The 14995-nt window shown below is 52.4% G+C and carries 9 protein-coding genes; 4 read left to right on the top strand and 5 right to left on the bottom strand.

The window, feature by feature from the left end:
- Positions 1 to 19: 19 nt before the first annotated feature.
- The 3 genes from ACTNDI_RS10175 to ACTNDI_RS10165 all read right to left on the bottom strand — a co-directional run bounded on the left by ACTNDI_RS10175 (position 20) and on the right by ACTNDI_RS10165 (position 4531).
- Positions 20 to 1276 (bottom strand): substrate-binding domain-containing protein, encoded by a 1257-nt coding sequence (locus ACTNDI_RS10175; RefSeq protein ID WP_441100877.1) that lies wholly within the window; start codon positions 1274 to 1276, stop codon positions 20 to 22.
- A gap of 310 nt (positions 1277 to 1586) precedes the next feature.
- A complete protein-coding gene (locus ACTNDI_RS10170) occupies positions 1587 to 3278 on the bottom strand; it encodes a phospho-sugar mutase (RefSeq protein WP_441100876.1) in 1692 nt (563 codons plus the stop codon).
- 194 nt (positions 3279 to 3472) lie between these two features.
- Entirely contained in the window at positions 3473 to 4531 is a 1059-nt protein-coding gene (locus ACTNDI_RS10165; protein ID WP_441100875.1) for a sugar ABC transporter substrate-binding protein, read from the bottom strand.
- A gap of 208 nt (positions 4532 to 4739) precedes the next feature.
- Here ACTNDI_RS10165 and ACTNDI_RS10160 point away from each other — a divergent pair, with 208 nt between their 5' ends.
- From ACTNDI_RS10160 to ACTNDI_RS10145, 4 genes are all read left to right on the top strand, one after another.
- Positions 4740 to 5777 carry a sugar ABC transporter substrate-binding protein gene (locus ACTNDI_RS10160; RefSeq protein ID WP_441100874.1) on the top strand — a complete coding sequence of 346 codons (1038 nt, stop codon included), beginning with the start codon at positions 4740 to 4742 and terminating at the stop codon, positions 5775 to 5777.
- Complete coding sequence (locus tag ACTNDI_RS10155) at positions 5774 to 7309, top strand: sensor histidine kinase (protein WP_441100873.1); 1536 nt, start codon at positions 5774 to 5776, stop codon at positions 7307 to 7309. Before ACTNDI_RS10160 ends, ACTNDI_RS10155 begins: the two co-directional genes overlap by 4 nt.
- Before the next feature lie 55 nt (positions 7310 to 7364).
- A complete protein-coding gene (locus ACTNDI_RS10150; protein ID WP_441100872.1) occupies positions 7365 to 9014 on the top strand; it encodes a helix-turn-helix domain-containing protein in 1650 nt (549 codons plus the stop codon).
- 264 nt (positions 9015 to 9278) lie between these two features.
- Positions 9279 to 12758 carry a bifunctional diguanylate cyclase/phosphodiesterase gene (locus ACTNDI_RS10145; RefSeq protein WP_441100871.1) on the top strand — a complete coding sequence of 1160 codons (3480 nt, stop codon included), beginning with the start codon at positions 9279 to 9281 and terminating at the stop codon, positions 12756 to 12758.
- A 287-nt stretch (positions 12759 to 13045) separates the two neighbouring features.
- On the opposite strand, the gene ACTNDI_RS10140 is transcribed toward ACTNDI_RS10145, so the two are convergent.
- Together ACTNDI_RS10140 and ACTNDI_RS10135 are read right to left on the bottom strand one after the other, a co-directional pair.
- Positions 13046 to 14314, bottom strand: coding sequence for a hypothetical protein (locus ACTNDI_RS10140; protein WP_441100870.1), 1269 nt, complete (start codon positions 14312 to 14314; stop codon positions 13046 to 13048).
- 72 nt (positions 14315 to 14386) lie between these two features.
- Positions 14387 to 14899 carry a ferritin gene (locus ACTNDI_RS10135; protein WP_441100869.1) on the bottom strand — a complete coding sequence of 171 codons (513 nt, stop codon included), beginning with the start codon at positions 14897 to 14899 and terminating at the stop codon, positions 14387 to 14389.
- Positions 14900 to 14995 lie beyond the last annotated feature (96 nt).

Genomic DNA, 14995 nt, shown 5'->3' with positions numbered 1-14995 from the left:
TTTCGGTAAATCCTTTCGATTACCCTACCGGGTGCAGATATCCTTTGTCATCCTTTGTGTAATATCCGGGATCTACAAGCTCTTTGTCCATGTTGTCCTTGGTTACAACGGTCGGAACGAGCAGGTAAGACGGGATGACACCGGTTCCGTTATCATAAGATGAAGTATCATAGGAGCAGTCGAAATCCCATCCGGACTTGGAGATCAGGGAATCATCCGGCTTCTCTCCGTTCAGCATTGCCTCTGCCAGGTCAAGGGTTACAACTGCCTCGTTGGCAACTGCCTTGTACACGGTCATGGTCTGCTTGCCGTCTACGATATTCGCAAGGTTTGCCTCGTCGCCGTCCTGTCCGGTGATGATAACATCGTTGCTGCCTGCATAGTCAGACTCAATGGCCTGTGTAACACCGAGTGCCGTAGAATCGTTGGAGCATACGGCTGCATCCAGCTGTGTACCGTCACTGTAATAAGATCCGAGGATATTCTGGAATCTCTTCATAGCTGTGGAAGTATCCCACTGTGCGGTAGCAACCTGATCAAATTCGGTCTGTCCTGACGGAACCTTCAGAGTGCCCTTGTCGATGTATGGCTTCAGCACATCCATCGCGCCGTTGAAGAAGAATGTCGCATTATTGTCTGCGGGATCTCCGGCTGTGAACTCGATATTGTAGGTCTTGTCGCCTGCATTGTCGAGATCCAGCTGCTTTGCAACGAATTCACCCTGCAGCTTACCTACGGTGTAATTATCGAAGGATACATAGTAGCTGATAGCGTCTGTATTCATGATCAGACGGTCATATGCGATAACCGGAATGCCGGCGTCCTTTGCCTCGTTCAGAACCTGGCTCAGAGCCTCGCCGTCGATTGCCGCAACTACCAGGAGGTCTACCTTGTCTGCGATCAGTCCTTCAATATCGTTGTTCTGCTGTGCGGACTTGTTATCGGAATAAGTAAGCTCTACCTTGTAGCCTGCCTTTTCAAACTGATCCTGCAGATAAGATCCGTCGCGGTTCCATCTCTCCAGAGATTTGGTCGGCATCGAAATACCGATGGTCTGTCCGCCTGCCGACGCCGTATCCGAGGTGGCTTCCGTCTCAGCGGACTCATCTGCTGCTTCGCTGGATGCAGAAGATGTGCTTTCCTCCTTCGCCGCCGATGATGCGGAAGACGAAGAGCCGGACGCCGATGTGCTCGTAGATGCGGTGGATCCGCAGCCTGCGAACAGAGATGCTGCCATAGCCGTACAAAGCAGTGTGCTTACGATTCTCTTTTTCATTTTCTAAAACCCTCCTTTGATAATGCGAATGAAAAAAGAAACCTGTGTGAAACATAACGTTGTGGAAAACCGGTTTGATGACTAGAAGTTTTCCTTTCATACCCATATGATATCATTCATTATTCACAACGAAAATATGTCATTCTTGCTCGAAATCATACGAAATATCCAAAATAAAATCCTATCCCCATGTCCGGAGGGTAGGATTTTTTTGTCAAAAAAATCCCGTGAAGCAAAAATATCCTACTCCACGGGTGATCGTAAATGCGCATGCGTTCTCTGTCTCTGCTGCGGCAGACGCTGTTCTCCTTTATCGGTCTGCCGAAAATGCCTCCAGAACCGCATCCCGCAGCCCGTCCGCTCTTCGCTCGGCATCCTGGCTGTTTTCAGCGCGCGTATAGAAATAAAACTTCAGCTTCGGTTCCGTGCCCGACGGCCGCATCGCGAACCAGTCACCGTTTTCCATACGGAACTTCAGCACATTCGACGGCGGAATATCTTCCCATCCATGGAGATAGTCGGTAACCTCCGCGACGCGGAATTCTCCGAACCGGTCCGGTTTCTCCTCCCGCGCCTTCCGCATGATCCGCGCAATTTCTTCCGCTCCGGTCTGTCCCTTCCGAATCAGAGACACCTGTCTCTCGGCAAAATACCCATACCTTTTGTACAGCGCCTCCAGCGCGTCGCCCGGTGTCATGCCTTTCTTCTTATAAAATGCTGCCATCTCCATCATCAGAAGCCCCGCCGCAATTCCGTCCTTGTCCCGCACCCGCTCACCGGGCGCGCAGCCGATGCTCTCCTCATACGCGAAGAAATACCGGTACCCTTCCTTCTCAAGCCGCGGAATGACGCCGCAGATATTCTTGAAGCCCGTCAGTGCCTCAAATACCCGGATCCCGTAGGACTCGCAGATAGTTTTCCCCATGTCTCCGGTCACGATGGATTTTATCATCGCCCCGTTTTCCGGCAGAGTCCCCGCCGCCTTCTGACTCTCCGCCATGTACGCGATCAGCATCGCTCCGGTCTGATTGCCGTTCAAGGGACGGAAGCCTCCCTTCCCGTCCGGCAGCTCCACCGCCATACGGTCACTGTCCGGATCCGTGGCGATCAGCAGATCCGCGTGCAGCTTCTTCCCAAGCTTCTCCGCAAGCGCAAACCCACGAGGATCCTCCGGGTTCGGATATCCCACCGTTGTAAAATCCGGATCGGGATCCTTCTGTTCCGGGACGATCATAAAATTTTCATATCCAAGTTCCCGCGCCGCCGTCTCCATCGGGATGCTTCCCGCCCCGTTCAGCGGTGTGTACACGACGATAACTGAGCGATCCAGTTCGCTGTCCGGTCTCTGCTTCAGTCCCTCCGCATAGTCCAGATACCTCCGGTCCATATCCTCTCCGATCATACGGATCATTCCCTCCCGGATTCCCTCTTTCAGAGACATCCGGGGGAATGGATCAAAGAGGTCGAGTCCCTGAATCTCCCGCAGAATCCCGTCGGATACCGCGCCCGAGATCTGGGCTCCGTCCTCCTGGTAAACCTTGTAGCCGTTATATTCCTTTGGATTGTGGCTTGCCGTCATATTGATCCCGGAAAGCGCATGTAGCTCCCGCACCGCAAAGGACAGTTCCGGCGTCGGTCTCATGGACGGGAACAGCCACACGCGGATTCCGTTTCCCGCCAGAATCTCCGCCGCCAGTTCCGAATACTCCCTGGAATGATGCCGGCAGTCATAGGCCACCGCGACGCCCCTTGTCAGATCCTCTCCGCTCTTCTTCAGATAACCGGCGATCCCCTGCGTCGCTCTTCCGACCGTGAGCGGATTCATCCGGTTCGTCCCCGCGCCGCAGATGCCTCTTAAGCCCGCCGTTCCGAATACAATCTCCTGATAAAACCGGTCGTTGATTTCCCGTTTGTCTCCGCGGATCGAGAGCAGCTCCTGCCTCATCGGGTCACCTTCCGGAAGCCTGTCCAGCCATTCCTGATATTTTTCCTCTGCATTCATAAACCGAACCTGCCTTTCTCATCGTTATTCGTAGGTCGCATCCATCTCGCCCCATGATCCATACATCGCATCCATTTTGCTCCGCATTGTTCGCCCGTGGCTGAAAAGTCACGTGAACAGAAGGCACTCCTCGGGTGGACGATAAATCCGCCGTCATTTTCCGACCGCGCCTGACAAGGCCCGGTCCACAGATTTCACGACCCCGACATTTCCTCCGAGCCCTGCGCATGGAGGTACACATCCTCTTTCCTGTGGAATCCGCTCGCAATCACTGTGCTGTCCACATTCTCCTTCGTGACCTTTACCGGCTGAATGGCAATGTACGGAACATCATAGGTTCCGTCGCTCATGGTCTCATCCGTCTCGGGCATTTTTCCCTTCGCCATCTGCACGGCGTAATCCGCCGCCTTCTCCGCAAGCTTCTCGATCGGCTTGTACACCGTAATCGTCTGCGTCCCCTCGACAATTCTCTGACACGCGTCCAGATCCGCGTCCTGTCCGGTGACCGTGACGCTTCCGGCCTTCTTTCGCTCGGCAAGCACCCGCACCGCCTGACCCGCAATCGCGTCATTGCCACATACAATGGCCCCTGCGTTCTCCACATCCTCCGGATGCTCCGTCAAATAGCTGTATGCAATGCTGTCATCCCAGTTGTCGCAGGAAATGCTGTCGATCATCTTCAGATTATCATTGATTTCAGCGTCGAATCCCTTGTTGACCAGCGTCACGTTGTAATCGGCGGGTGAACCGTTCACCTTCACGTAGCTTCCGCCGTCCGGCATCGCCTCATTCACTGCGTCCGCCATGAACTTTCCCACCGTCTCATTATCGAATGTTATGTACAGGTCCGTGTCCGCGTTCTGAATCAGACGATCATAGGAAATCACCCGGATTCCCTCCCTTTTGGCTTCGCTGATCTCCTTTCCCAGACTGTCCCCGTCCGTCGCCACGATCACCAGCACATCCACATCCGAATCTATCATGTGGCTGATAATTGATTTCTGCTCCCCGACATCTCCGTTCGCGTTGCCCACGATCACCTCCGCCCCGAGGTCCTTCGCCGTCGAGGTAAAAATATCACGGTCCCGCTCCCAGCGCTCAATTACAAACGAATCAAACACAAGTCCGATCTTCGGCTTCAGCTCCGCCTTCTCCGGCTCCACAGATGACGTATCCGGCCGCTCCGTGCCGCAGCCGCAGAGTACTGCCGAAATCAGCAGCGCCGCTCCGCACAAAAATCCCCCTCGCTTCATAACATCCTCCCGATCATACAGACCTGCCCGGCCTGCTCTACATTCAGGTCCGCCTGCTGCCTGCTCTGCCAGACATTAAGGTCCGCCTGCACTGTTCAACATTCATTGCCTTTTCCTACAGGAATCATTATAATATTTTAACAGATATTGTAGCTGTATTCACAAAAATCTGTTCGTTTTTACAAAAACAGGAAAAGCCATAAGAATCATGATGAAAAAAAATCACAAGCACTCCGGCGGCCGGATCCGCGGCCTGAATCTGTTCCTCTGTATTTTCGGATCCATTCTGGTCATCATTACCATTGTAAGTATGGTGGTCTTTGAACGCCAGATCCATGCACTCTCAGACCTGTCTTCAGGCGGATCCGGTTTCCGGTATAATTTTGCGTACATCGGAGACAAATCAAGCTCCTTTCAGAACGCCGTTTATGATCAGGCTCTCAAAGAAGCCGAAAAAAACGGCGACTACATCGAATTCACCGGTAAAAACCTGGATACCAGTTACACCATCCCCAAACTCATGGATCTCGCCATTCAGTCCAGGGCGGACGGCATCATCGTCAACGGCGATGACAGCGAGGAACTCAAGAGTGCCATCAACCGCGCCGTCAATGCCGGCATCCCGGTCATCTGCGTCGGAACTGACTGCTACGGTTCCGGCAGACAAAGCTTCGTGGGCGTGTCCTACTACAACGTGGGAGAGGCTTATGGCAACACGCTCAGTTCTCTCGCGGAGAACCGCCGGCAGAACGTGCTTGTCATCGCCAGCCCGGAGGACAAGACCACCGGTCAGAATCTGGTCATCTCCGGAATCAAGAACTCTCTCGAGAAGAATAACGTCATGGACCGCTTCTCGATTTCTTCAAAGACCCTCGGCAACGGCGACAGCTTCTCCACCGCCGAAGCCGTCACGGATCTGTTTGAGAGCGCCGATCTCCCGGATATTCTGGTATGTCTCGACGAAACAACCACGAGCAGCGTGTGCCAGACTATCGTGGACACCAATCATGTAGGCGATGTAACGATCTGCGGCTACTACCGCAACGGCACCATCCTTAACGCCGTAGAGCGGAATGTCGCGGCGATGACCCTCACGGTCTCCGCAGAGGAAATCGGACGCACTGCCGTCGACAATCTCCTTGAGTACATCGACAGCGGCTTTGTCACCGAGTATTCATCCATCGACATTGAGATCATCACACCCGAAAACGTTGGTGACTATCTGGAGAAGGAGGAAAAGTCTTGATTCATCTGAAAAAAAACAGACCGGACAGCCCTCCGCAGAAGTCTTTTTCTGTCCCGAACGGGCAGAGACGTCTTCTCCACACCCTGGAGGGAAAGCTCACCCTCACGTTTCTGCTGGCCACCGCAGGTATTTTTGCCGTAAACCTCTTTCTGTTCCTGAATATCAACAACGCGCTCGAAAGGGTCAACCGTGTCTTCTACTCCAATGTCCAGACCAACAACCTGTCCGAGGCTCTGGACAGTGTTCAGCAGAGTCTGACCGATTATCTGAATGTCGGAAGCTCGGATAATCTCCGCAGTTTCTATCAGGTTCAGGGTGATTACACGAACTGCCTTGCCGCACTCGGCGATTATTCCGACAGCGTTGAGATTCAGAGCACGACCCGCGATATTCAGAATCTCTCTGATCATTACATGGAGCTTTGCGAAAACGCGCTCACCGCCAAGAGAGGAAGAAATATCCAGAAATACAAGGACTATTATGAGGAAACCGTAAGCATGAACGACATCCTGCAGTCATACATCTACAGCATGAACAACCTCCTGCTGAAGGGCAACTCGGACAATTATCTGAAGCTCGCGGACACCTTCCATTCTCTGGAAATCGTCTCCCTGTTCATGATCGTCATGATCGCCTTCCTCGATGTCTTCATGATCGTCACTACCGTCCGGCATGCGACCGCCCCTCTGCACGCACTAATCGCGGAGGCCGGCGAAATCGGAAAGGGAAACTTTGACGTTCCTCCGCTTGCGGTAAAAAGCGACGATGAGCTCGGCATCGTCACCTCCGCCTTCAACGAAATGGTCGTCAGCATGAAAGGTTATCTCCAGAAGCTCAGGGAATCCATGGAATCCGAGAACCGGCTGAAGGAACGGGAACTCCTCATGAACGCCCACCTCAAGGAAGCCGAGCTGAAATATCTGCAGGCCCAGATCAATCCGCACTTCCTGTTCAATACCCTCAATGCAGGCGCGCAGCTTGCCATGATGGAGGAAGCGGACGGGACCTATAAGTATCTGCAGAATGTCGCTGCCTTCTTCCGCAATAAGACAAACCGTGAGAACCAGATCACAACTCTCGCGGATGAAATTGCCCTCGCTGACAACTACATGTATATCATCAACGTGCGCTTTTCCGGCGCAATCACCTATGAGAAGAGAATCGACGATGATCTGACCCGGGTATCGGTACCCAGCATGATTCTGCAGCCAATCATCGAAAACGCGATCAATCACGGCGTCCGCGACATGGACCGCCCGGCGGTCATCATCCTCTCCGTTTACCGGACCGGAAGGTATATCACGCTCTCTGTCCATGACAACGGAAGAGGGATGACGGAGGAACAGATGAACGCGATTCTGTCTGGAAACGCTCCTGTCAGACGAAAGGGAGACGAGACAAACGGAGTCGGGCTCTCCAATGTAATCAGCCGGATGCGGCTGTTTTACAACAGCGAGGATGTCTTTGACATCACAAGCCCGGGCGAGGGACAGGGAACCGAGGTCCTGCTTTATATTCCCATGCCGGAATAACCATGATCATTAACGCGCCATGGATGTCGGCGCCGCATTAAAGGAGGAATTGAAAATGTACAGAGTTCTGCTGGCGGATGATGAAGGGATCGCCATCGATTCTCTTACGTATATTATGGATAAGGAATTTCATGACAAATGTGAGGTGCGCTCCGCCAGAAGCGGCCGCGCCGTCATTGAAATGGCGGAGACCTTCCGGCCGGACATCGCCGTCATGGATATCCGCATGCCCGGAATTGACGGTATCGAGGCGATCCGGGAAATCCGGAAATTCAGCCCCGCAACGGTTTTTATCGTCCTCACCGCCTATGACAAGTTCAGCTTCGCCAAGGACGCGCTGGATCTCGGCGTCATGAGTTTTCTGACAAAGCCTCTGGACCGCAAGGTCTTCGTCGATACGATGACCCGAGCGATGGCCGGTATCGACCGCACCCGTGAGCAGCGAAGCCGCGAGCTCTCGAATCGTGAAAAGCTCGATGCCGTCGTTCCCATGATTGAAAACGGTCTGGTTTATTCTCTGCTCCTTCTGGATAATTCCCCGCAAGTCACGGCAAGCTACTGCAATCTGCTGGAAATTCCTGAATCCTATGGTTTTGTCGCGCTTCTTGCGTGCGGAGACGTTGCATCCGGGCATGAGAATCCGGAACAGCCAAAAGCCCCTGCTCCCCTCACCGGAAGCGGAGACCACCTGGGCAATCCGATCGGAACCGGAATCCGCCTTCAGAAGTATTATGCAAAAATCCGTGAGATTCTGAAAGAATACAGTGCTCATGCTGTCATCGGGCAGATCATGATGAACAAGATCCCTGTCTTCATTCCCTATGAGGCCGCCAGAATGGACTATGTCGAAAGGGTCCGGGTGATCGACCGCGTCCGCAGAATCATCTCGCGCCTGAAGGAGGAGACCGGGGTAAATTACCGCATGGGAATCGGCTCTGTCATGCCTCTTTCAGACATGCGCACCTCTTATCGGGAGGCACTCCGCTCCCTCTGCGAGAACAACGAGACAGTATCCCACGCCGACGATCTCCCTGTCTCCTGCACCTACGAGCAGGATTACCCGATTGACCTTGAGAAACAGCTCTTCGACAGTGTGAAGAACGGCAATATCCGGGACGCCGGATTGTACGCAGACCAGTTTTTTACCTGGATGGAGAAAACACAGGCCGCGACCTATGAAAATAACGTGCGTCTGAAGACGATCGAATTTGTACTCTGGGCCGAGCACATTGCCTACCAGAGCGGAGGCTTTGGCCTGTATCGCTTTGCGGATCGCGGCGATTATCTGAATATTATCTCTGACTATACGGTTGCGGAGCTGCACACGTGGTTTGTAACGAAGATCCGGGATGCCGCCGAAAAAATCGCCGATAAGGCCAAAAGCAGCGCCAGCAGCCTGACGCACCGGGCAAAGGAATATATCGACAGCCACTACTCCCGAGACCTGTCACTTGATGACGTCTCAAGGGAGCTCAACATCAGTCCCTACTATTTCAGCAAGATTTTCAAGGAAGAGGAGGGTGTAACCTTTATCGAATACCTGACCGGCATCCGGCTCAGTCACGCCAAAAAGCTTCTCGCCGAGAATAAGCTTCCGGTAAAAGAGATCTGCGCTGCCGTGGGCTACCAGGATCCGAATTACTTCAGCCGGCTCTTCCGGCGTTCCGAAGGTGTATCCCCGACCGAATACCGCGAATCCCGGTGAATCTGTCCACTACGGAGCCTGTCTCCCGCGGAGTCTGTCCCCTGAGGAGTCTGTTCCCTTGAGGAATCTGCCCCCCTGAGGAGTCTGTCCCCTGAGGAGTCTGTCCCTCGCGGAGTCTGTCTCATACGGAGTGCTCAGCTCCCACCGGGTTGGAATTTTTTTCTGAAATCTGGACCGATTTATCGACATTTGATCTTTATGTAGCTTTTAACTCCCGGAAATGTTATAATCCATTTTTAATCATATGTGTGGGAGTATTATACATTGGCTGAATACGATGAACTTACCGGGCTGCTTTCGATGAAAGGATACCTGAATGCAGTCCGAAAATATCTGACCCTTTCTCCGGAAAGGCAGCATGTCCTGATTTTTTTCGACATCTGTGCCTTCCGTGATTACAATCATAAATATGGATTCCATGAGGGAGACGATCTTCTTCTGCAGTTTGCGGAGGAACTCCGGAAGACTTTCCCCGGCGATTATATCACCCGCCTCTCAGCGGATCAGTTCTCCGTGCTGATCGGCAGCCAGGATGTCTCCGACAAAATCGAACATCTCCATATTTTTGTCCATGCGCTGCAGAAAAATGTGAGCCTGGAGCTTAAGGCCGGCATCTATCTTCAGAACGGTCCGTCTGACACAAACGTCTCGCTCATGATCGATCACGCGCGTCTTGCCGCCAGGAGTATTCACGATCAGTACGACCACAATATCGCCATCTACAATGATGACATCGCTGAGCGTGAGGAGCTGAAGCGCTATATTCTGAATCATTTCAACGAGGCGCTCGAATGCGGATATATTGAGACCTGGTATCAGCCGGTGATCCGGACTCTGAGCGGGAGGATCTGCGGTTTTGAAGCACTGTGCCGCTGGAATGATCCCATAAATGGCATTCTGTCTCCCGCGCTTTTCATCGGCGTCCTCGAGGACGCCCATCTGATCTCCAGACTGGATCTTCGCATGGTAGAGAATGTCTGCCGGGATCTCAAGACCGCGGAATCCGGCGGACGACCGGTGGTACCGATTTCCATCAATCTTTCACGAAATGATTTTCTGGGCGCAGATGCCTTTAACGAAGTGAATTCCATCGTGACCCAATCCGGTATCTCTCCGGAGCTGATCAACATTGAAATCACCGAAAGTACACTGGAGGCCGAGCCGGAATATCTGCGGCATCAGATCAGCCGCTTTCAGGAGGCCGGCTATGAGATCTGGATTGATGATTTTGGAAGCCGGTACTCTACTCTCGGCACACTGAAGGACTTCAACTTCGATGTTCTGAAGATTGATCAGACTTTCGTCCGCGGCATGGAGAGCAACCAGAAGGCAAGAACCCTGGTCGCGTCCGTCGTCAACATGGCCAAGCATCTCGGCATCCATACGCTGTGCGAGGGTGTGGAGACCCGTGAACAGATTGAATTCCTGAATACAATCGGATGCGAGCAGCTCCAGGGATTTTATTACTCAAAGCCACTGCCGATTATGGAGATTCGGAAGCTGATTTCAAAATTCGGTCTGGAATCTCCTCAGAAGGCGCGCTGCTACAAAGCCATCGGTGAAATCAACATGATGTCCGATTCTCCTCTGGAATCCGGCAGAAGCTATGATTCCGGCTCAAGAGTTCCGCTCATGCTTGTAAAAGCGGATCAAAAGGGAACCAGACTGCTCTATCACAACACCGCAATGGACGAAATGGCCGAATCTCTTAATCTGCGGGATTCAGAGGATTTTCTTCAGTATTTTATGTCCGTTTCAACCTACCGAAGCATCATCCTCCATGCGATTACACATCCCGGGGACACGCAGGAATCAAATTCTCTCGACCTTGTCATCAGCAACAAATTCTGCAGCATCAGCTTCCGCACAATCTCATCGAAGGCGGACAGCTATGCCTACCTCGCGTTTACCGGACTGATTCTGGATTCTTCGTCAGCGATAACCCGTTCCATCCATATCAACGATGGAATCCGCCATCTTCTGACGATTTTCAACAGGATCGACCTGTTCAATCTCGATACCGGAAGGGCAGAGAATATCTACCTGAACGCAGCGCAGGACAGGCTGACGGATTTCTGCGACACAAGCAAAGAGGCCATCGCGGCATATGCGGAGAAATATCTGGATGAGGAGGATCGTTCCTCTTTCATAGACTTCTACGATATGGATAAGCTGAACACCCGCATTCCAGACGGAAACGCAAATTACGTCACGGCCTTTTTCGGGTCTCACGATAAAACAAACCGGCAGCACCTGCAGTCCTACACCCTGATTCCGTTCAGCACAAACGGCGCCCGTATGGTTCTGTCCTGTATCTGTGACATCGAAAACTCACTCTACAACAAGGCCTTTCATGACCAGATGATGCGAAATACCTCCATAGGATCTGACCGCATCAACGAATCCATGGCGAACCTTCTCTCCTCCTTCCTTGGAATCGTGCAGGTCAACGTTGAAGAAGACAGCTATACTCTGATCTACCGGAACTGGGATTCGGCATTCAGAACACATCTCACTTTTACGCAGGCCCGTGAGAGTTTCTGCAAAAATAACGTGCATCCCGATGACCGGGAACGCTATCTTGCGTTCATGGACTGCAGAACATGGATGGACCGCGCCTCGGAAAACAGTCTTCATGAGTTTTCCGAATCCTTCCGGATCAAAAACGGAAGCGGCGGTTATTCCTGGCTCATCCATAACATCATACAGAACGGCCATGACGCAGCTGTCTTTACAGTAGCTGTTCAATGGACAGGCAGCTCCTCCCAGGAAAAAATGCTCGACTTCTGGTATTCTCAGGGCCGGGATCTGCAGATGCAGATAGACCCCGTTACCGGCCTTCTCGACCGGAGAGGCATCGATCAGAAGCTTATAAGATACATTCGCAGCTACCCTTCCACCCCGGGTGTACTCATCAACCTGAATATCGATAATTTTAAAATCATCAACGATATTCTGGGACGCGACATCGGTGACAAGGCGCTTTGCCGTGTCGCGGATGCCCTGCGACAGAACTTCGATGACGGGGATATCATCGGACGCAATGCTGCAGATGAATTCATCGTCTTCATGAAAGATTCTTCTCTTACAGAAGCAAGTTCCATCGTAAGCCGCCTCGTATCGAGCCCGATGACTGTCGATTTTCACACTGAAAGCTACCGGTTTTTCCTGTCTGCCGGCCTCGTGGAATACCCGAAGCAGGGCAGCAAGCCCGGCACGCTCTGCCGCAAGGCAAACGCGGCTCTTTGTTCCGCAAAACAGTCGGAGGGGCACTGCTACAGGGTTTACGATTCCAACATATGCAGTGAAAACCGCACGCACCTTCAGAAGAGCATCACAAATCTCGCGTCGGATCTTCCAAAGGCCGTACTGGTCTACAAGATGGCAGACGACCTGCAGATTCTGTACGCCAGTGAATATCTCCTCCGGCTCTGTGAGTGTGACAGCATTGATGAATTCAACGAGTACTCGAAATCGAGCTTTCTTTCCATCCTCTGCCCGGAGGACAGGGATAAAACCAGAGAGCGTATCCGCAAATATTATGCAGAGCACGGCGACCCCTCAGATACCCGTGAATCTCTTCCCGACTATCTTGCCTTCTGCCAGAAATACCGCATTAAGACCAGGAAGGGCAGAATCCGGACGATCAGAGACTCCTGCAGACTCGTGCACAGCGTCTATTACGGTGATATCTTCTATGTATTCCTCGACGATGCGGACAGCACACCGGATCTGCCCTGCTGAGGGAGATCCGCCGGTTTGACGGCCTCTCAGCAGCGCGGCAGCCTGACGCTCGGCTAAACTCTCAGCGTCGCGGCAACCTGACGCTCGGCCAACTTCTCAGCAGCGCGGCAACCCGCCGCTCGGCCGAATCAACACACAGAAAGCTCTGCCGCTTCGGCTTATCGCCGAAGCGGCAGAGCTTTTCTCAGTCAGAGCAGCTGCGATGCTCTTTTTTTCTGCGGGACCGCCTCTGGACAAGGCTGTTCCCTTTATTACCCGCGGGTCCCCCCTGGCGCGGACTTTCCCTTTTATTGTCCATGAAATCGCCTTGTTGCGAGCAGAATACCGGATTTCATAAAATCATCGCCATAGCGGTCCAGAATAATTTCCGAATATCTGTTTTCCGGGTGAAGAATCTTGTTCCGCTGAAAATCAAGCGTTGAGCTCTTGCCAAGATCCCGTTCCATCCGGTCCAGCACCTCCAGTGCCTTATCGGTAAGCACGCTCCTGGTACCATCCGCGTTTCGAAGAATTACATTCTCCAGATCCAGCGATGCCGCCTTTTTCATATTGTGTATCGCGGATTTCTGTCTCTCTTCACTGAGCTCATGATTCGGCAGGACGGTCATCCATCCGATGAGCATCCGAAGAAATTCCACATCCTCCTCCATCAGGCCGAACGGGGACAGCGGATTGAGATCCAGCGAACGGATCTCAATATGGCTGATCCCTCCGGAAAAGCCCTCCATCGAATATTCGCCGGCCGGTTTCAGTCTCACCGGATAATACAGTTCCTTTGGCGAATGAAGAAGACCTTTCGTTACATACCTCTGAATCGAGGCGACATAGGCCTCTGTGCTCTCATATCGGAGCGTCGGGGTAAAGTCATTCCAGTACCCCAACTCACTGGACCGGACCGTAGCCAGTCTCAGATCCCGGACCCTGTCCCGCTGACTCTCCTCAAACAGAGAAAGATCATAAAGCGGGCTCGCCGCCGTCAGCGCCACAATCAGCCAGCTGTACATCATGGCCTTCCTGGCGAGATTCAGATACAGAGAATCCACAAATTCCCTGTAATTCCCCTCTCCACTATCCTCAAAAATCCGCTGCAGAAATTCAGGCGGATAGGAATAGTTGAAATGAATGCCGGAAAGCAGCATCTTCCGCTTACCGTATTTTCTTCCAAGATACTTCCGGTAGGCAGTCCGCTCAGCAAGCTCTCCCGAGAACCGCGCCACTGGGATCTCATCCTCCCCGGATATGCGGGGAGGATTGCTGAACGGCCACAGTACCTCACGGCCCGATTCCAGGTTCCACAGCGCATCCGCGACATATTCATGATATTCCCTCACCGAATCTACGGCTTTACGGACGCTGCCCTCGGGATTTGTGATAATCTCTACCTGATTTTCACAGAAATCCCGGTCAATATGCTTATTTCCGGGAAAAGGATGGGGCGTCTGTGCCAGACGCCCGTCCATCGTAACCCGAAGGCTCTCCTTTTCCAGTCCGAAGCCCCCGGAATGTCCGAGAAGCGACAGCTTCTCCTGATTGCTCAACCTGCTATTGATTCTCATAAACTACCTGATCCCGGAAGAACCGGATAAAGTACATCGGGCTCCCCGCCGTATCTTTCTTACCAGTCCCACTTACAGAACCAGAGACGGAGCAGCATAGACTCTTCCGAGAAGTTCCTGATTCAGCGCGTAAAGTCCCTTCGGATCAGAGCCGAAGAGCTTGAACTTGCGAATGAGGTCGTCCGCATTCTTCTCCTCTTCTCCCTGCTCCTTTACGAACCAGTCAAAGCACTGCATGGTGCGATAATCATTGACATCACTTGCTGCCTTGTAGATGCCGTTGATCAGGCTGGTCACGTACTGCTCATGCTCCAGACTGAACTTCAGCGGATCATCCAGGCTGCTGTAGGTCTTGTCCGGCTTTGCGACAGCCTCAAAGGTTACCAGCTCACCGTTGTTCTGAAGATAAGTGCGCATCAGCATCGCATGATCTCTCTCCTCCTGCGCCTGGACATCGTACCAGTGCGCGAAGCCGTCAAGCCCCTGATCATAATAATAGTTTGCAAAATCCAGATACAGATATGCGGAATAGAACTCCTTGTTGATCTGATCATTGATCAATTCTTTTACTTTCTTATCAAGCATGGCATGTCCTCTTTTCTGATAAATAAAAACATTTGTTCTTTCACCGAATTGTTAAATATGTCATACCACATTTTTGACGAGATTACAACCTCCGTT

It is taken from the genome of Bilifractor sp. HCP3S3_D3, from assembly GCF_052063915.1.
Classification (GTDB): domain Bacteria; phylum Bacillota; class Clostridia; order Lachnospirales; family Lachnospiraceae; genus Bilifractor.
This window is presented reverse-complemented; position numbering and strand designations above follow the sequence as displayed.